At 73.3% G+C, this 16,317-nt stretch carries 19 protein-coding genes and 1 pseudogene; 14 read left to right on the top strand and 6 right to left on the bottom strand.

All coding sequences use genetic code 11. The features are described from left to right. Positions 1-115: 115 nt before the first annotated feature. Positions 116-997 (top strand): oxygenase MpaB family protein, encoded by an 882-nt coding sequence (locus ACZ4NT_RS03815; protein WP_467723172.1) that lies wholly within the window; start codon positions 116-118, stop codon positions 995-997. Between the two features lie 702 nt (positions 998-1,699). On the opposite strand, the gene ACZ4NT_RS03810 is transcribed toward ACZ4NT_RS03815, so the two are convergent. Then, a complete protein-coding gene (locus ACZ4NT_RS03810; protein WP_467723170.1) occupies positions 1,700-2,644 on the bottom strand; it encodes a LysR family transcriptional regulator in 945 nt (314 codons plus the stop codon). Between the two features lie 177 nt (positions 2,645-2,821). Here ACZ4NT_RS03810 and ACZ4NT_RS03805 point away from each other — a divergent pair, with 177 nt between their 5' ends. From ACZ4NT_RS03805 to ACZ4NT_RS03795, 3 genes and pseudogenes are all read left to right on the top strand, one after another. Beyond that, on the top strand, positions 2,822-3,466 hold the full coding sequence (locus tag ACZ4NT_RS03805; RefSeq protein ID WP_467723168.1) for a DNA polymerase ligase N-terminal domain-containing protein: 645 nt from the start codon (positions 2,822-2,824) through the stop codon (positions 3,464-3,466). 115 nt (positions 3,467-3,581) lie between these two features. Continuing rightward, positions 3,582-4,257, top strand: a pseudogene (locus tag ACZ4NT_RS03800) (DUF6629 family protein). 185 nt (positions 4,258-4,442) lie between these two features. Beyond that, positions 4,443-4,913 carry a hypothetical protein gene (locus tag ACZ4NT_RS03795; RefSeq protein WP_121409503.1) on the top strand — a complete coding sequence of 157 codons (471 nt, stop codon included), beginning with the start codon at positions 4,443-4,445 and terminating at the stop codon, positions 4,911-4,913. Between the two features lie 39 nt (positions 4,914-4,952). Here ACZ4NT_RS03795 and ACZ4NT_RS03790 read toward each other — a convergent pair whose 3' ends face one another. After that, positions 4,953-5,486 carry a GNAT family N-acetyltransferase gene (locus ACZ4NT_RS03790; RefSeq protein ID WP_121409229.1) on the bottom strand — a complete coding sequence of 178 codons (534 nt, stop codon included), beginning with the start codon at positions 5,484-5,486 and terminating at the stop codon, positions 4,953-4,955. A 455-nt stretch (positions 5,487-5,941) separates the two neighbouring features. Between ACZ4NT_RS03790 and ACZ4NT_RS03785 the strand changes: the two genes are divergently transcribed. Next, entirely contained in the window at positions 5,942-6,664 is a 723-nt protein-coding gene (locus tag ACZ4NT_RS03785; RefSeq protein WP_467723165.1) for an ANTAR domain-containing protein, read from the top strand. A gap of 47 nt (positions 6,665-6,711) precedes the next feature. Further along, positions 6,712-7,515 (top strand): SDR family NAD(P)-dependent oxidoreductase, encoded by an 804-nt coding sequence (locus ACZ4NT_RS03780; protein WP_467723163.1) that lies wholly within the window; start codon positions 6,712-6,714, stop codon positions 7,513-7,515. Positions 7,516-7,667: 152 nt separating this feature from the next. On the opposite strand, the gene ACZ4NT_RS03775 is transcribed toward ACZ4NT_RS03780, so the two are convergent. Further along, complete coding sequence (locus ACZ4NT_RS03775) at positions 7,668-8,915, bottom strand: cytochrome P450 (protein WP_467723161.1); 1,248 nt, start codon at positions 8,913-8,915, stop codon at positions 7,668-7,670. Between the two features lie 456 nt (positions 8,916-9,371). Between ACZ4NT_RS03775 and ACZ4NT_RS03770 the strand changes: the two genes are divergently transcribed. Genes ACZ4NT_RS03770 through ACZ4NT_RS03760 form a run of 3 tightly spaced genes read left to right on the top strand, consistent with a single transcriptional unit; the run spans position 9,372 to position 11,823 of the window. Beyond that, positions 9,372-9,680, top strand: a complete 309-nt coding sequence (locus ACZ4NT_RS03770) for a metalloregulator ArsR/SmtB family transcription factor (RefSeq protein WP_121409225.1) — start codon at positions 9,372-9,374, stop codon at positions 9,678-9,680. Then, positions 9,671-10,768 carry an ACR3 family arsenite efflux transporter gene (gene arsB, locus ACZ4NT_RS03765; protein WP_467723565.1) on the top strand — a complete coding sequence of 366 codons (1,098 nt, stop codon included), beginning with the start codon at positions 9,671-9,673 and terminating at the stop codon, positions 10,766-10,768. Before ACZ4NT_RS03770 ends, arsB begins: the two co-directional genes overlap by 10 nt. Continuing rightward, positions 10,765-11,823 carry an ArsO family NAD(P)H-dependent flavin-containing monooxygenase gene (locus tag ACZ4NT_RS03760; protein ID WP_467723159.1) on the top strand — a complete coding sequence of 353 codons (1,059 nt, stop codon included), beginning with the start codon at positions 10,765-10,767 and terminating at the stop codon, positions 11,821-11,823. Before arsB ends, ACZ4NT_RS03760 begins: the two co-directional genes overlap by 4 nt. Before the next feature lie 134 nt (positions 11,824-11,957). On the opposite strand, the gene ACZ4NT_RS03755 is transcribed toward ACZ4NT_RS03760, so the two are convergent. After that, positions 11,958-12,149: a CsbD family protein gene (locus ACZ4NT_RS03755; RefSeq protein ID WP_121409222.1), complete on the bottom strand. Its 192-nt coding sequence runs from the start codon at positions 12,147-12,149 to the stop codon at positions 11,958-11,960. A 311-nt stretch (positions 12,150-12,460) separates the two neighbouring features. Here ACZ4NT_RS03755 and ACZ4NT_RS03750 point away from each other — a divergent pair, with 311 nt between their 5' ends. The 4 genes from ACZ4NT_RS03750 to ACZ4NT_RS03735 all read left to right on the top strand — a co-directional run bounded on the left by ACZ4NT_RS03750 (position 12,461) and on the right by ACZ4NT_RS03735 (position 14,418). Beyond that, complete coding sequence (locus ACZ4NT_RS03750; protein ID WP_121409221.1) at positions 12,461-12,853, top strand: VOC family protein; 393 nt, start codon at positions 12,461-12,463, stop codon at positions 12,851-12,853. Between the two features lie 32 nt (positions 12,854-12,885). Continuing rightward, a complete protein-coding gene (locus ACZ4NT_RS03745; RefSeq protein WP_467723156.1) occupies positions 12,886-13,746 on the top strand; it encodes an alpha/beta fold hydrolase in 861 nt (286 codons plus the stop codon). Between the two features lie 66 nt (positions 13,747-13,812). After that, complete coding sequence (locus tag ACZ4NT_RS03740) at positions 13,813-14,169, top strand: ANTAR domain-containing protein (RefSeq protein WP_467723154.1); 357 nt, start codon at positions 13,813-13,815, stop codon at positions 14,167-14,169. Between the two features lie 75 nt (positions 14,170-14,244). Continuing rightward, entirely contained in the window at positions 14,245-14,418 is a 174-nt protein-coding gene (locus tag ACZ4NT_RS03735) for a CsbD family protein (RefSeq protein WP_121409219.1), read from the top strand. 152 nt (positions 14,419-14,570) lie between these two features. On the opposite strand, the gene ACZ4NT_RS03730 is transcribed toward ACZ4NT_RS03735, so the two are convergent. Then, positions 14,571-14,966, bottom strand: a complete 396-nt coding sequence (locus tag ACZ4NT_RS03730; RefSeq protein WP_467723152.1) for an SsgA family sporulation/cell division regulator — start codon at positions 14,964-14,966, stop codon at positions 14,571-14,573. A 293-nt stretch (positions 14,967-15,259) separates the two neighbouring features. Between ACZ4NT_RS03730 and ACZ4NT_RS03725 the strand changes: the two genes are divergently transcribed. After that, a complete protein-coding gene (locus tag ACZ4NT_RS03725) occupies positions 15,260-15,691 on the top strand; it encodes a hypothetical protein (protein ID WP_121409217.1) in 432 nt (143 codons plus the stop codon). 147 nt (positions 15,692-15,838) lie between these two features. Here the strand turns inward: ACZ4NT_RS03725 and ACZ4NT_RS03720 are convergent, their stop codons facing one another. After that, a complete protein-coding gene (locus tag ACZ4NT_RS03720) occupies positions 15,839-16,273 on the bottom strand; it encodes an ATP-binding protein (RefSeq protein WP_121409216.1) in 435 nt (144 codons plus the stop codon). Positions 16,274-16,317 lie beyond the last annotated feature (44 nt).

Genomic DNA, 16,317 nt, shown 5'->3' with positions numbered 1-16,317 from the left:
GGTTTTCCCGGGCGCCGGGAAGGGCGATTCAGGGCTCTCCCGAGCCTGCCGGAGGATCGGACGCGCGCACTCCCGCGTCTGCCGGACGGCCCGGTTCCTGCGGGACACTGGGGCCATGGACACGTACGCATCCGCGGTCTCCGGTCTGCGTGAACGGCTGGGCGCCGAGCTGTTCAGCCGGGTCGCGGGCCCCGACGGGCCGGCCAACCGGGCGCGCATCCACGAGACCCCCGGACCCCGCTGGTTCGGCCCGGACAGTGCGATCCGCACCGTCCACGGCGATGCCTCGATGTTCGTCGGAGGGGTCCGTGCACTGCTGCTGCAGTCACTGCACCCGCTGGCGATGGCCGCGGTCGCCGCCCACTCCGGATACCAGGGGGACCCCTGGGGGCGACTGCAGCGGACCAGTACGTTCCTCGCCGTCACCACGTTCGGCACCGCGGAGGACGCCCAGCGGGCCGTCGACCACGTCCGCGCCATCCACCGGAAGGTGCGCGGGACGACGGACCGGGGCGAGCCGTACCACGCCGCCGACCCGCACCTCCTCGGCTGGGTGCACGCCGCCGAGGCCGACAGCTTCCTCGACGCCCACCAGCGCTACGGGGCGCACCCGCTGGACGCGGCTGGCTGCGATGCCTATGTCGCGGACACCGCGCGGGTGGCCGAGGCACTCGGCGTGGTGAATCCGCCCCGGAACCGCGCCGAGCTGGCGGACGTCCTGGATTCCTACCGGCCGGAGCTGCGTGCCACCGCGGCGGCGCGGTCCGCGGCGCGCTTCATCCTGTTCCGCCCGCCGTTGCCGCTCGCGGCCCGGCCGCCCTACGCCGTCCTGACGGCGACCGCGGTGGCCGACCTTCCGCCCTGGGCCCGCGGTCCGCTGCGGCTGCCGCGCGTTCCGGTGGTCGAGGGCACCGTGGTCCGCCAGGGCGGTCGCGCGCTCGTCAGGACGATCCGGTGGGCCATGACACCACCGGCGCCGTCCCGCCCGGCGAGTTGATCGGCGGCGAGCCGGAACACCGCCGCAGCCGTTCTGCTGCCGTGCGCGGAGAGGGGCGGTGCGCGGCCCGGCCAATCCGGAGCAGGCCGGGCGTCGGATTACCCACGGAGTCGAGCATCTGCGCACCGGCGTACGACTGGCGCCACGACCCCTCCGGCCGAACGGACCGGCGGTATCCAGTCCGGCGGGTACGCACGCGAGCGCGCCGCAGCGGATGCTCACTCCTTGCAGCGGAAGCGGCGGAAGCAGTCGGTGCCGCCGACCCGGCCGGCGCAGCGCGCGCACCCGACCCGGCCGACGCGACCGGCGCGGTCTCTCCCCGCCGCGGAGTCCCGACGTCCCACGTCCCGGGCCCGGCGGCCGTCAGAAGAGCACGGTGCACCATCGGTTGGCCCACGCGGTGTGCTCCTGCCTCCGGGCGGGAACCCGGCCGCGCCCGCCGTCGGACGCCTCGGTGTCGTCCCCGCGGTCTGCCGCCCGCATGTCGGCCGGGCGCCGGGGGAGTTCAACGGAGGTCTCGTTGATCGGATCAGCTGGTGACATGACGGTAGAACGAGCGGTCCCCGCCCAAGGGCACGGCGGGCAGAGCTCCACCACGACGTGATCACCCGCTCGCGGTCGGCCGCGGATCGTCCGCGAGGGAGTCCCGGCGGGCAGGACGGGGCGGGCACCCGAGGGCATGGGCCCGGACGCCAGGGGACGTCACCACCGGTCGGAGACGGCCTGAAGCCCGGCGTCCGCGTCGACCGCCGCCGCGCGCAGGGCCTCGGCGACGCGGGTGGCGGGCTCGCTCAGCGCCCCCGGGAGACGGGCCAGGACGAGGCGGCGCTGCTCCTGCGGTCCGCCCCGGACCGGCAGGATCCGTACCCCCGGGGGCGCGGCGGCGGCGAGCGAGGGCGGCACGGTGGTCAGACCGCAGCCCGCCGCGACCAGGTGCAGTTTGGCGAGCCAGTCGCGGGCGGTGTGGGCGATCTCCGGCCGTTCGTCAAGGCCGGGCCAGACGCCCATCAGCCGGTCCTCCCCGGAAGCGGGCCCCGCGATCCAGGTCCGGCCCCGCAGGTCGGCGACGTCGACGAAGTCGCCGCGCGCCAGCGGATGGGCGGCGGGCACCGCCAGGCGCAGGCTGCGTTCGGTCAGGGTCAGCAGGCGGAGGGGCGGCGACTCCGCGTCGGGCGCACGGAACGGAGGGGCGGACGCGAGCAGGGCGAGGTCCAGACTGCCCGCCCGCAGGGCGCGTACCAGAGCAGGCGTGGTGCCCTCGCGGGTGACGACGGTGACGGCGGGATGGGTACGGCGCAGCGCCGCGACGGCCGTCGGTACCAGCACGGCGCCGGCGCTCGGGAACCAGCCCACCCGCACGGTCCCGGCCTGGGCGGGCAGACCGGCCAGTTCGCGGGCGGCGGCGTCGATCTGGTCGGTCACCGCCGTCGCCCGGCGCAGGACGACGTGCCCGGCCGCGGTCAGCCGCACGCCCTCCCTCCGCCGCTCCAGCAGGGGGCCGCCCGCGGCCCGTTCGAGCGAGGCGATCTGCCGGGAGACGGCGGACTGGGTGTAGCCGAGCGCCGTCGCGGCCGCGGTGAAGGTGCCCTGCTCGGCCACCTCGCGGAAGACCCGCAGCGCGGTCAGCGAGACATCACTGAAGTCCATGACGTCCACGCATACCAGGCTTCCGCATCTTTCGGCGAACGCATGCGGGAGGTGACCGCGCAGCCGCCTGTCGACGACGTGAGCCGGGGTGCGGGCGGGGTACCCGGGCACGGACGAGGACGTGCCGCGTCCTGTGCGGCACGTCCTCGCCCGTGCCGTCGAGGGAAGGAGCCGGAGGTGGGTGAGAGCGACGCGCTGGGCCCCTACCGGCGCAAGCGTGATTTCCGCCGGACCGACGAGCCCGGCGGCCCCGGGGAGGCGCCCGCGACCGGTCGGCCCGTCTCCCGGGACGACGCCCTCCGGTTCGTCGTCCAGATCCACGACGCGAGCACCCTGCACTTCGACTTCCGGCTCCGGGTCGGCGACGTGCTGAAGTCCTGGTCCATCCCGAAGGGGCCGTCCGCGGACCCCGGGGACAAGCGGCTCGCCGTGCCCACCGAGGACCACCCCTTGGAGTACGAGACCTTCGAGGGGGTGATCGCCGCGGGCGAGTACGGCGGCGGCACCGTCATCGTCTGGGGCCACGGCACCTACCGGCCCCTGAGCCACGACCGGCGGGGACGGCCCGTGCCCTTCGCGGAGTCCCTCGACCAGGGGCACGCCAGCTTCCGGCTGGAGGGTGCGAAGCTGCACGGCGCCTATGCGCTCACCCGCTTCCGCGGCGGGGACGGCGGTGAGAAGGAGGCGTGGCTCCTGGTGAAGGCGAACGACGAGCGGGCCCGGCCCGGCAGCCACGCCCCCGATCCCCGGCGAGCCCGCTCGGTGCGCACCGGCCGCACCCTGCACCAGGTGGCCGCCGAAGCCCGCGCCCACGAGCCCTGACGACGGACCCGTGCGACCACCGTGTCGCCCCGGGCACGGCTGCCGACGCCGCCGTAGCGTGGGCGGGGCCGCAGGCGGAGGGGCGCACGGCGACGGTCGACCACGGGGGTGCCTGATGTGCTGGAGCGCGAAGGCCGATCTGGTGGCGGGCGCCGGGATCACGGCCGTCGGAGTCGCCTGCGTCCTGCGCTCGCGCGCGTCCCGGGACCTGCCGATGGCCGCGCTGCCGGTGCTGCTCGGCGCCCACCAGATCGTCGAATCCGTGGTGTGGCACGCCGGAGGCGGTACCGGTCCCGCCACCGTGGCCTGGGCCGTCATGGCCCTCCCGCTGCTCGTGGTCTGGGTCCCGGCGGGCGTGATGTGCGCGGTGACGGGCAGAGCCCGGGGCCGGGTTGCCGTACCCCTCGTCGCGGGGGCCGGTACGGCTGTCGCGCTCGGGCATGCGCTCGCCGTACGCCCGGTGACCGCCGAGATCAGGGGGACACACCCTCGCCTACGTCGTCGACCTGCCGCATGCCCGACTGCTCGTCGCGGGCTATCTGGTGGCCACCGTCGGCGCACTGCTGCTGTCCGGTGACCGCGGACTCACCCTGCTGGGTGTGCTGGTCGCCGTGGGTGCGCTGGTCTGCTGGGCGCTGTGGCGGCTGGAGTTCGTGTCGACCTGGTGCGCGTTCGCGGCGGTGTGCTCGGTCGTCCTCCATGTCTGGGTGCGCGGCCGAGCGGACTCCGGGACCCCGGACCGGCCCGGACCCGCGGCGGAGCACGTACGGGGGAGGGGCGCCGGAAGGTGAGCGCTGCGGCGGCACCCGCGTGCAGGTCCCCGTTCCGGTCCGGCATGGACGGACCGCCGGCCGGGCAGGCCCCCGAGGGGGCGGCGGGCGGAAACCCGTGCGGCCACCGGAACGGCAGTCACAGGAACCTCACACTCAAGGCATCGCGCCGGGAACTGGCGCGGACCCGTTCGGAGGCAGGCCCGATGCAGACGGCTTCGTTGCCCCACGTCGACGAGCACACGACGGACGTCGAGGCGGACCCCGGCGAGGTCTGGCGTGCGCTGGGGGAGTCGCTGGACCACTCCTTCTCGCGCCGGGGAGCGGCCGGCTACGCCAGGCTGGTGGGGTGCGCCGACCACGCGGCGGCCGGGCCACGCCCCCTCGCGGAGGGCTCGACGGTCCCCGGCTTCCGGGTGGTCGCCGCGGACCCCGGACGGGAACTGGTCCTCGAAGGGCGCCACCGGTTCTCGGCCTACGCCCTGATCTTCCGCCTCGAATCGATCGGCCCCGGCCGGTCACGGCTGCGGGCGGAGACCCGCGCCGTCTTTCCCGGCCCCGCCGGTGGCGTCTACCGCAGGCTCGTCGTCGGCACGGGCGGACACAGGGCGGGCATGCGCCGCCTCCTCTCCGGGATACGGCGCCGCGCCGGCGAAGGGCGCGGACCCGGGGCCTGACGGGGCGAGGCCCATCCCGCCGCGGTCAGTGCGGCGGCGTCACCCCTCGTACTCGGTGAGGTCGATGGCGTAGACGTTCAACGGGTGGCCGTACACGGGGTGTTCGGTCTCGCGCTCCAGGGTCAGCCCGAGCTTGGAGATGACGTTCTCGGAGGCGTCGTTGCCTGCCCGGTTGATGCTGACGACCCGGTCGAGGCCGCGGTCCTGCAGGGCGAACTCCAGCGTGGCGTGGGCGGCTTCGGACGCGTAACCCTGGCCCCAGAAGGGGGAGCCGAGCCGCCACTCGATCGCCACCGCGGGCAGTACCTCCGGCAGGAACTCGGGCACCGACAGCCCGGCGAACCCGGCCAGTTCACCGGAGGCGAGCAGCTCGACGGCGAAGATGCCGAAGCCCTCCTCGTCCCACTCCTCCTCCCACCGCTCGATCTCCGCGGCCGTCTCGTCGAGGCCCAGCACCGCACCGTCGCCGATCCAGCGCATGACCTGGGAGTCCGCGTTGATGTCGGCCATGGGGGCGAGGTCGTCGTCGGTCCAGCGGCGGAGGACGAGGCGGGGGGTACGGATCTCGGTCATGAAGCCCATCCTGCCCGACGTGCGAGGTCACGGCTGACCTGGGGCCCGTCGTCGTCAGGGGTCGGCTCTGCGCCACGGATCCGGCCGGAGCGGGACCCGGGGCCGGCGCACGATGCATCGACGCGCGGCAAAACGGGCAAGAACTCAAAGCGGTCGGGAAGCGGCCCTCGGACGACCCTGCAATTCCAGCGGCGTGGATGTCGACGCGGACTGCTTCACCACGCTCGTCACCCGCTGCGGGGACTGCGGAGTCCGGGGCAGGACCGCATCGTGCCGAGCAGCGACCCACCTCGCACACCCCTGCGTGGCACCTGCACGCCCCGGCATAAAGATGGCAATTACACGAAGTCTGGCGCTCCCGCGCGATCGCGCGCTCCCTCCGCCCCGCGGAGGGAGCGCGTTCGCGACTGGACCGGCGTCGACGGAAGTCTTCTCAGGCGAGAAAGGCGTGTGCGATGGACCACGCGGAGACAGCGCCCCAGGTATGGGTCGAGAAACTGCCCGTCGAGGCGGGCAGCGGCCGGACGGCATGGCTGATGCGCCCGGTCGGCAGTGTCGACGGGGGCGACCATCCCCTCTTCGCCGCCGTACGCGAGGCGGGGGAGCGGCCGGGCACCGGCATCGTGGTCGACCTCTCGCACGTACGCGCCCTCTCCTCCGCCGCTCTCAGGGAGCTGCTGGAATGCGCCCACGCGCTGGAGACCGTCCAGGGTCGGCTGCTGCTGGCCGGCCCCACCCGTGACGTGGACCCGCTGCTGCGGCTCGCCCTCGGCCTCGCTCCCATTCCCGTGTTCGCCACCCTGGGCGCGGCCGTCCACGCGTGCGCGAGCCGGGCGCCCCTCGCGGAGGCGACCGGCGTCATGGGCGCGGGGCCGGCCGGCGACGGGAACCGCCGTCTCGCGGAGCTCCACGACGAGCTGGCGCAGCTCCAGCGAGCGGTGTCCTCGCACGCCGTGGTCGACCAGGCCATCGGGATCGTGGTCGCGCTCGCCGGTCTGCGTACCGAGGAGGCCTGGCACGTCGTACGGGAGATCTCCCAGCACACCAACATCAAGATGCGGCATGTCGCCGAGCTGATCGTGGAGTGGGCCCACACCGGCCATCTCGCCAGTGACATCCGCCATCAGCTCCAGAAGAGCCTGACCAGCCGCCGCCCGGTGCTGCCGGAGGCGGGCTGACCGACCGGCCGCGCGATGGGGCGCGGCTGCCGGGGTACCCCTCACCCATGAACGACACCAAACCCCTCGCCCTGGTCACCGGGGCATCCAGTGGCATCGGACTCGAACTGGCCAAGCAGTTCGCCCGGCACGGCTTCTCGCTCGTGATCAACGCGGAGGACGACCGGCTCGCGGACGCCGCCGAGCAGCTCAGGCAGCTCGGTGCCGACGTGGAGACGGTGCGGGCCGACCTGCGGGAGCACGCCGGCGTCGAGCGGGTCTACCGGTCGGTCGCCGGCCGGATGGTCGACGTCGCCGCGCTCAACGCGGGCGTGGGGCTGGGCGGTGCCTTCGCGGACACCGACCTCGCCGACGACCAGTCCGTCATCGACCTCAACGTCACCTCCACCGTGCGGCTGACCAAGCCCCTGGTGCGCGACATGATCGCCAACGGTGAGGGGCGCCTGCTGTTCACGTCCTCGGTGGCCGCGGCGGTCCCGGGCTCGTTCCAGCCGGTCTACAACGCGACCAAGTCCTTCGTGCAGTCCTTCGCCCAGGCGCTGCGGGAGGAACTGAAGGACACCGGCGTGTACGTCACGTCGTTCATGCCCGGGCCGACCGACACGGACTTCTTCCGCCGTGCGGGCATGGAGGACGACACGAGGATCGGCCGGATGGACAAGGACGATCCCGCCGAGGTGGCCGAGCAGGCCTTCGACGCCGTCATGCGCGGCAGGAACAAGCTCGTGACGGGTTCCGCGAAGACCAAGGCGCAGGGCATCGCCAACCGGATCGTGCCGGACCGGCTGAAGGCCGCCGCGCACCGCAAGCTGGCGGAACCCGGCACCGGTGGGACCGGCCGGCAGGACTGAGGCGGTCGCCCGCGCCGGGGGCCCGCTCTCGCCGTCGGTCCGGACGCCCGCGGCACGGCACGAACCAGCGGCACCGCGGGGCCACGCCGGAGTGTGTTCACCGGTCGTGGCGACAGGCCGTCCGGGGGCTCGGCGCCCCCGGACGACCGCGCCTACGCGACGGGGCGGAGTCCGGTGATCCGGAAGCCGCTGCGCGGACGGGTCGGGATGCGCCGCAGCGGAATCGTCAGGTCCTGCACCGGGACGCCGTACTCCAGCCGCGACAGCCGGACGCTCAGGGCCTCCAGCAGGGCGATCGTGACGGCCTCGCCGGGGCAGCGGTGACCGCTGGACGGATCGTCGCCGCCCTGCGGGACCAGTTCGTCGCGCACCACCGGGCGCTCCAGGAAACGCCGCGGGCGGAACCGGTACGGGTCCCCCCACAGCTCCACGTCGTGGTTCTGCCCGTACAGGTCGAGCAGGACGAGGCCCCCGGCCGGGATGCGCTCGCCCTTCCAGTACAGGTCGGCGGCGGCCCGGCCGCCCGTGAAGGGGGCGAACGGGTAGAAGCGGCGGACCTCGTGCACGAAGGCCGCACCGTGGGCGGCGTCGCCGGCCCGCAACGGGGCGCGGTTCTCGGGCCAGCGGTGCAGGGCGTGGGCCGCGAAGGTGACGAACCAGGAGACCGCGACCGTCGGACGGATGGTGTTCAGCAGCCCCACGGCGGCCGTCTGGGCATCCAGTGGGCGACCGTCCGCGTCCCGGTGCTCGGCCACGACGGCGACCGCCGATCCCTCGGGGGCCTTCACCTCACCGGTGCGTATCTTCTCGACCAGGTCCGCGAGCCACGCCTCGGACCGGCCGCGCGCCCGGCGCGCCCGCCAGTGCCGCATCCCCGGCGTGGCGAAGCCGTCCACCATCGCCACCAGATCCTGGGCCGCGGCCCCGACCCGCTCCTCCTCCAGCGGGACCCCGGCCCAGCGGCACACCCCGGCCGTGAGGACCTTCGCCACCTCGTCGAAGAGCACGATGCCGGGCTGCGCCCGCCAGACGGCGACGGCCTCGTCCCAGGCGTCCGTGACGTGCTCGACCAGTTCGGCGATCCGGGCCGGAGGAGTCAGCAGCGACAGGAACATGGCTTTGCGGGCCCGGTGCCCCTCACCGTCCAGGGTGTGCACCGCCCCGTGGCCGAAGAGCGTGCTCCGCACCGGCTCGGGTACGGCCTTGTGGCGGTGCACGTGCCGTTCGTCGTAGAAGAACCGGACGGCGTCCGGTCCCCGCAACGCCACGGCGTCCCGTCCGAGCAGCCGGCCGCGGACGACCGGGCTCGCCGCACGGCGCATCCGGTCGGGGAGCCAGGCGTAGCCCTCCAGCAGGAGGGAGCCCGTGCGGTCGGCGACAGGGAGGGGTGAGGTGCGCATGGGGCCCGGGTGCCCGAGGCGACGCACGGAAAACTCCTCCGGGCGTCGGCGGTGCGCGACGTCGCCGCAGCCCTTCGCACGGCTCCCGCGGCGGCCCGCCTCCGCCCCGGCGGGCCACCGCGGCGATGCCCCGCCTCCGTCCGGGCGGGGCGTCGCGCACCAGGAGGCGGGGTGGGCTCCGACGCGGAACAATGGAGTGTGTCCGCACGTTGGACGGTATGTGGGCGCGGAGGGAACAGTGTCCCCACGAGTCATCCATCGCCCACGAGGACGATCGTTCGGCTGAAGCCTTGTGGAGCCCCTCGCCGGGAGGCGACCGCCCTTCGTGTCCACCCCTGATCGGCCCCGGCTGGGTGTCCCCCGAACCAGTCGGGGCCTTTGCGCGCCCGGCCACCCCCCGTTGCGCCCCGGAACCCGACGGAGCCCCGGTCGCCGCCGATGTGAAAGCATCAGCCCATGATGACGTCAGTCGACGCTGACCTGATGCGGGTGCTGGCCGACCCGCTCAGGCTCCGGATCGTGACCCTGCTCGCCCGCGAGACGCTGTGCACCACCCACCTGGTGGACGAGACGGGTGCCAGGCAGACCAACCTCTCCAACCACCTCCGCGTGCTGCGCGAGGCCGGTGTCGTGGAGACGGAACCGTGCGGCCGCTGGACCTACTACCGGCTGCGGCCCCACGTGATCGGCGAACTCGCCGACGGCCTCACCGCCCTGGCCGCGTCGGCCCGCACCGCCGCCGTCACCAAGCGGGCCTGCCCGTGACGCGCCTCGACACGCCCGCGGCCGTCGGCGGCCCGACGGTCGCGGCGAAACTGTCGACGCTCGACCGCTTCCTCGCCGTGTGGATCCTCGCCGCGATGGCCGTCGGCCTCGGCCTCGGCCGGCTGGTCCCCGGCCTGGACGCCGCCCTCGCCCGGGTCGAGATCGGCGGGATCTCCCTGCCCATCGCCGCGGGCCTGCTGATCATGATGTATCCGGTCCTGGCCAAGGTGCGCTACGACCGACTCGACGCCGTCACCGGCGACCGCAGGCTGATGGTGTCGTCGCTCGCCGTCAACTGGATCGCCGGCCCCGCGGTGATGTTCGCACTGGCGTGGATCTTCCTCGCGGACCTCCCCGAGTACCGCACCGGCCTGATCATCGTCGGACTCGCCCGCTGTATCGCCATGGTCGTCATCTGGAACGACCTCGCCTGCGGCGACCGCGAGGCCGCCGCCGTCCTCGTGGCCCTCAACTCGGTGTTCCAGGTCGCCGCGTTCGGCCTGCTGGGCTGGTTCTACCTCGATCTCCTCCCCGACCTGCTCGGTCTCGGCGAGGGGGAGCGGCTCGACATCTCCCCGGGAAAGATCGCCCTGAACGTCGTGATCTTCCTCGGCGTCCCGCTGCTCGCCGGATTCCTCACCCGCCGCCTGGGCGAGAAGAGGATGGGCCGCGACTCCTACGAGTCGTCGTTCCTGCCCCGGATCGGCCCCTGGGCGCTGTACGGGCTGCTGTTCACGATCGTCGTCCTCTTCGCCCTGCAGGGGAGCACCATCACCTCCCGGCCGCTCGACGTGGCCCGGATCGCCCTGCCGCTGCTGGTCTACTTCGCGGTGATGTGGTTCGGCACCTTCGCGCTCGGCAAGGCACTCGGCCTGGCCTACGACCGCACCGCGACCCTCGCGTTCACCGCCGCCGGGAACAACTTCGAGCTGGCCATCGCCGTCGCCATCGGCACGTTCGGGGTGACGTCGGGCCAGGCGCTCTCCGGTGTGGTGGGCCCCCTGATCGAGGTGCCCGTCCTGGTGGGGCTCGTCTACGTGTCGCTCGCCCGGCGGCGGACGTTCACGGCCGCCCGGCCGGTGACATGATCCGGTCCGTCGACGTGGTGGTGATCGGCGGCGGCCAGTCCGGGCTCGCCGCCGGTTACCATCTGCGCCGCCTCGGCCTGGAGTTCGTCGTCCTCGACGCCGGGCCCGCGCCGGGTGGCGCATGGCAGTACGCCTGGGACTCCCTGCGCCTGTTCTCCCCGGCGGCGTACTCCTCGCTGCCCGGACGCCTCATGCCCGCGGAGCCCGGCGCGGTGTATCCGGACGCGGCGCACGTCGTGTCGTACCTGCGCGATTACGAGAAGCGCTACGAACTGCCCGTACAGCGGCCGGTGAACGTCGTCGGCGTGCACCGGGAGGACGCCGCGCTGCGGGTGGACACCGACTCGGGGAGCTGGTCGGCGCGGGCGGTCGTCAGTGCCACCGGCACCTGGTGGCGGCCCTTCCTGCCCGCGGTGCCCGGACACCGGGACTTCCGCGGGGAGCAACTCCACACCGTCGACTACCGATCCGCCCGGGACTTCGAGGGGCGTCGTGTGATCGTGGTGGGCGGCGGCAACTCCGGAGCGCAGATCGCGGCCGACCTCGCCGGGAGCGGCAGCCCGACCTGGGTGACCCGGCGCCCGCCGCGCTACCTGGCCGACGACGTGGACGGCCGCGTCCTGTTCGACGCGGCCACCGCTCGCCGTCGTGCACTGGACGCCGGCCGGAAGGACACCGGGGGAGTCGCCTCGCTGGGGGACATCGTCGCCGTACCGCCCGTGCGGGAGGCCCGGGACCGCGGACTGCTCGCGGCCGCACCCCTGTTCGCGCGCCTCGTGCCCGACGGCGTCCAGTGGGCCGACGGCTCGCGGAGCCGGGCCGACGCGATCATCTGGTGCACCGGTTTCCGCCCGGCCCTGTCCCACCTGGCGCCACTGCGTCTGCGCGGGCGACGCGGCCGTATCGCCACCGTCGGCACCCGTGCCGCCGGCGAACCGCGGCTGCATCTGCTCGGATACGGGGACTGGACGGGACCCGCCTCCGCGACGCTCATCGGCGTCGGCCGCCCCGCGAGGGACGCGGCACGCGGGATCGCGGACCTGCTCGGGGCATAGGGGCGCGTGACGCCGGCCTCGGGCCGGCGCGCACGGAGGGGGCGTACGGGTGCGCAGGCGCCCCGTGCACCCGGAGCACGCCCGGCTCGGTGGGGAGGCGCCGCGGACGGCGGACGTCCTCCCCACCGGCGGAGTCAGGTGCGGTCGCGCTTCACGGAGCGGCTGCTGTCCTGGGCGCGGTCCTGGGCCTTCGCCCGGACCTTCTTGGCCTCGCCGCGGGCCTGCTCCAGCTTGCCCTCCGCCTGCTGCTCGCGGCTGCCGGTGACCTTGCCGGTCATCTCCTTGGCCTTGCCCTTCATCTTGTCCATACCGCCCTTGTCCGCCATGGTTCCTCCTTGTGTGGGGGTGTCTGCCCGCCCAACGTAAGGGGGAGGCGGCGAGCCCCGCCCGCTGAAGCGTCACGTTCCGTCACCGGAAAGACCGGGCACGGGCGATTGTCGAGCAGCCCCCGGGGGACGACGGCTCCGGAGGCGGATCGCTCCGCGTGTCCGGGCGGGAGGGGCGGCGGCCGCGTCAACTCCCGTCACGCGGGCACCTGTTCGGGCCGCACCCGTTTCCCCGCCCCACCCGGGGTACTCGGCAGCCCCCGGGCGGACGGCCTGGACGGAAACCGTGGGCCGCACACAGGAGTTGAGGCATGGAGAGGCAACCGGAGTTCACCCTGGCCGCGACCGTTCTCGACGCACCGGATGCCCGTGAGCTGTCGGTGTTCTACCGGGGCCTGCTCGGCTGGGAGGTGCGGGAGGACGACCCCGACTGGGTGATGATCGCGCCGCCGGAGGGCGGTGCGGGTCTGTCCTTCCAGACGGAGCCGAACTTCGTCCGGCCCCGCTGGCCGTCCGCGCCCGACGAGCAGCAGATGATGCTCCACCTGGACATCGAGGTGGACGACCTGCCCGCGGCCGTCGAGCGGGCCACCGCGCTCGGTGCCCACCCGGCCGACTGCCGGCCACAGGACGACGTGCGCGTCCTGCTCGATCCCGCGGGTCACCCGTTCTGCCTCTTCGTTCGGACCGCCTGCTCCCGGTAGTCCGCCGACCCGTGTGCGAGGGACGCTCCGACATGTTCGAGAATTTCGAGGCGGACGAGATCCGGCTGGAGGACGCGTCCGCCTTCGTGCGCCACGGCGGCGAAGGACCGCCGGTGCTGCTGCTCCACGGCCACCCGAGGACCTCCGCGACCTGGCACCGCGTCGCCCCGCAGTTGGTGCGGCGGGGCTTCACGGTCGTCTGCCCCGACCTGCGCGGGTACGGCAGGTCCCGCGGCCCGGACCCGACGCCGGATCACACGGGCTACTCCAAACGGGCCGTCGCCGGCGACCTGTTGACCGTGATGCAGACGCTCGGGCACACCCGGTTCGCGCTCGCCGGACACGACCGAGGGGGCGCCGTGGCGCTGCGCCTCGCTCTCGACCACCCCGCCGCCGTCTCCCGAGTGGCGCTGCTCGACTGCCTGCCGGTCAGCGAGCATCTGTCGCGCATCACCGCGGAGTTCGCCACGCAGTGGTGGCACTGGTTCTTCTTCGCCCAGCCGGAGATCCCCGAACGGGTCATCAACGCCGACCCGGACCGGTGGTACCGGGGTGATCCGCAGAGCATGGGGCAGGAGAACCACGAGGAGTGGCGCGCGGCCACGAGGAACCCCGATGTGGTGCGAGGGATGCTGGAGGACTACCGGGCCGGTCTCACCGTGGACCGGCGCCATGAGGAGGCCGACCGGGCGGGCGGGGTCCGCGTCCGGTGCCCCGCGCTGATCCTGTGGTCACTGCGGGACGATCTGGAGGACCTGTACGGAGATCCGCTGGGGATCTGGCGGGACTGGGCGCCCGACCTGCGGGGCCACGGGATCGATTCCGGGCACCATATGGCCGAGGAGGCCCCGGACGAGCTGGCGGCCGCTCTCGGCGACTTCTTCGGCGGCTGACCCGCCGGAGGGGCGGGGCACACGCGGCCGTGATCAATTGGCGCCGGACGCACCGGACCGGAGGCGATGTTGACGTCGGACATGCAGGGCAAGCGGCTTGCCGTTGACGGGCAGGGGCAGGACGCGGAGAAACTCGGGCAGCTGGAGGACGAGAACGTCCAGCTGAAGCAGGCCGTTCACTCGCACGCCACGATCGACCAGGCGATCGGTGTCGTCCTGGCGGTGGGGGAGCTGACACCCGACCAGGGCTGGAACGTGCTGCGGGAGATCTCCCAGCGCACGAACGTGAAGCTGCGGCAGGTGGCGGAGTCGGTCGTCGCATGGGCTCGCACCGGCGAGCTGCCCGACGACATCAGGAACGAGCTGGAGCGCGGCATCCACCTGAGCAGGGTTCGGGCCCAGGCCGTCGACCGGCCCTCTTGAGAGGTTTGGGTCGATTTGATGGGGTCAGTCGTACAATAGGACCTGCACCCGGGAACGGTGAGGATGTGAGCTGCAGTGGCCAAGGACCAGAAGGCGAAGGCCAAAGCGGAACAGGCCAAGGGCAAGGCGAAGGAAGCCGCAGGCCGTGCGGTGGGCAACGAGACCATGACCGCCAAGGGAGCGGCGGAACAGTCCAAGGGCGACGCGCGGCAGGCCAAGGAGAAGGCGAAGGACGCGCTACGCCACTGACAGCGTCGACGCAGCCGGGTCCGCCGCACGCAGGTGCGGCGGACCCGGAGGTGCTTCCGTGTCCCGTGCGGCGGTGCCCGGTCCGCCCGCCCCGGCTCCCACGCGGGACGGCACGGTGCGGCATCTGCTCCCCTCGGCCCCGCGCGGGGACGTCAGCCCCCGGCGATGACCTCGGCAAGGAAATTGTCGACGCACACGGTCTCCTGACCGGGCTGGACGACCTCGTAGGTCTCGTCCAGGAACGACATGACCGCGGGGGCCCAGGCCAGAATGACCGCGCGGTGCCGCCCTCCGTCGGTGTGGGGCTCGCCGAGGAACTCCATCCGCAGTTCCTGCCACAGCCCGGTGGACTGCGGGCCCATCCGCACGTCTCCCTCACCGACCGGACGCTCCATCCCGTCGGACAGCATCTGGCGGTCGAGTCTCCAGCGGGCCAAGACGCGGCCGTCGTGGCTGAACACGATGGTGACGGCGAACGGGTCGTCGGCTTCGTACGTCATGTGCGCCAGCACGGAGAAGCGGCCGGTGCCGCCGCCCTCGAGCTGCATGACGAGCGTCCTGTGCACGATGGGGATCAAGAGGAGCCTCCGGAGGGAACGGACCTAGAGACCCCTAGTACCCCCACCGCGCGCATGATGCTCGCGCAAATGGGGGATTCACACGGAAGTGCCGGGACGTCCGTTCCCCGGCGACCGGGGCGGAGACCTGACGCGGTGATCCGGACCTTTCCCGGCCCCCCGCACGTCATACCGACAGGCGCCCCGAGCGGCGGCCGGCGCGCTGTCCCACCATTCTGGATGCAGATGCGATCACGCCGCCTACATCGGGGAAGTCGAGTGCCATGAGCGAATCTGAGCTTCCGCCGGAAGGCCGGCCCGTGGATCTGTACCTCGATCTGCTCCGCCTGCGCATGTCCCCCTCGGACTACGCGCTGCTGCTGCGCATGGTCGAACCAGTGCTGGAGGCGATCCAGGAACAGCGGGCAGGGCCGATCGAACTGAGTCTGGAGGGTGCCGAGGGCGAGAACGTCTCGCAGGAGGTCCGCGACGAGGCCTCCCTGGTCGTCGCCGTCGCCGTCACGGGCCGGATGGACAACCAGATCGTCGAGATCGAGACGGAGGAGACCGGGCCCGTCAGGGTCGTCACGGACTCCGGCACCGCGGCGGACCCCGCCAAGTGCCAGGAGATCGCCGAGTTCATCGGCGAACGCCACCGTCAGGACGAGGAGCTGCGGGGTATCGCGGAGGTGAGCGGCCTGCCCACGGATGTCTGACTCCCGCCGTGCCGCCCGACCCGAGCCACGACGCCCGCCGGCCTCCGGCGGGCCGCCTCGGTGGGCGGACACCCGGCGGGACGGCCCGCCCCGGCGTCCGCCGCGCCCCGGGACGTGATGCGGGCGTCGCCGCATGCAACGGGGTGATCACCAGGGCAGAAAGACGTGCACATCCTTGCCGTCGGGCCGCGTCACCACGCTGACCTGGTCGCTCAGCGCCTGGATCAGATGCCACCCGATCCCCCCGCCGCCGCCGTTGGGGCTGAAGGACCGGGGGGTGGGCCGGACCGGGCTCGTGTCGTGCATCGACACGTGCACCCCGTCGAAGGTCGGGCGCAGCTCCAGGCGGAAGGCGCCGGGGGCGTACTGCACCGCGTTGGCGGCCAGTTCCGTCACCACCAGAAGCACGTCGTCCAGGTGCTCGGGCGCGCCGGGCGGGGACACCCGTGCGAGGTCGTGCAGGTAGGTCTCCGCCGCGAGGCGGGCGTCGGTCACATTGCGTAGTTCACCGGCGAAGGTGCTGGTGAGAGTGTTCATCTTGTCGGGAACCAGGTCATTGTCCCAATGGGGCTCGGTCGTCATCTCGCCTTCCCGGTGTCGTACGGACCGGAGGAGAGTGAACTCCG

The organism is Streptomyces sp. NPDC026417 (genome assembly GCF_055567695.1).
This window is presented reverse-complemented; position numbering and strand designations above follow the sequence as displayed.

Coding starts and splice junctions, on each gene's coding strand:
- ACZ4NT_RS03815 (WP_467723172.1), top strand. CDS start 116: ATGGACACGTACGCATCCGCGGTCTCCGGTCTGCGTGAACGGCTGGGC.
- ACZ4NT_RS03810 (WP_467723170.1), bottom strand. CDS start 2,644: ATGGACTTCAGTGATGTCTCGCTGACCGCGCTGCGGGTCTTCCGCGAG.
- ACZ4NT_RS03795 (WP_121409503.1), top strand. CDS start 4,443: ATGCAGACGGCTTCGTTGCCCCACGTCGACGAGCACACGACGGACGTC.
- ACZ4NT_RS03790 (WP_121409229.1), bottom strand. CDS start 5,486: ATGACCGAGATCCGTACCCCCCGCCTCGTCCTCCGCCGCTGGACCGAC.
- ACZ4NT_RS03785 (WP_467723165.1), top strand. CDS start 5,942: ATGGACCACGCGGAGACAGCGCCCCAGGTATGGGTCGAGAAACTGCCC.
- ACZ4NT_RS03780 (WP_467723163.1), top strand. CDS start 6,712: ATGAACGACACCAAACCCCTCGCCCTGGTCACCGGGGCATCCAGTGGC.
- ACZ4NT_RS03775 (WP_467723161.1), bottom strand. CDS start 8,915: ATGCGCACCTCACCCCTCCCTGTCGCCGACCGCACGGGCTCCCTCCTG.
- ACZ4NT_RS03770 (WP_121409225.1), top strand. CDS start 9,372: ATGATGACGTCAGTCGACGCTGACCTGATGCGGGTGCTGGCCGACCCG.
- ACZ4NT_RS03760 (WP_467723159.1), top strand. CDS start 10,765: ATGATCCGGTCCGTCGACGTGGTGGTGATCGGCGGCGGCCAGTCCGGG.
- ACZ4NT_RS03755 (WP_121409222.1), bottom strand. CDS start 12,149: ATGGCGGACAAGGGCGGTATGGACAAGATGAAGGGCAAGGCCAAGGAG.
- ACZ4NT_RS03750 (WP_121409221.1), top strand. CDS start 12,461: ATGGAGAGGCAACCGGAGTTCACCCTGGCCGCGACCGTTCTCGACGCA.
- ACZ4NT_RS03745 (WP_467723156.1), top strand. CDS start 12,886: ATGTTCGAGAATTTCGAGGCGGACGAGATCCGGCTGGAGGACGCGTCC.
- ACZ4NT_RS03740 (WP_467723154.1), top strand. CDS start 13,813: ATGTTGACGTCGGACATGCAGGGCAAGCGGCTTGCCGTTGACGGGCAG.
- ACZ4NT_RS03730 (WP_467723152.1), bottom strand. CDS start 14,966: ATGCAGCTCGAGGGCGGCGGCACCGGCCGCTTCTCCGTGCTGGCGCAC.
- ACZ4NT_RS03725 (WP_121409217.1), top strand. CDS start 15,260: ATGAGCGAATCTGAGCTTCCGCCGGAAGGCCGGCCCGTGGATCTGTAC.
- ACZ4NT_RS03720 (WP_121409216.1), bottom strand. CDS start 16,273: ATGACGACCGAGCCCCATTGGGACAATGACCTGGTTCCCGACAAGATG.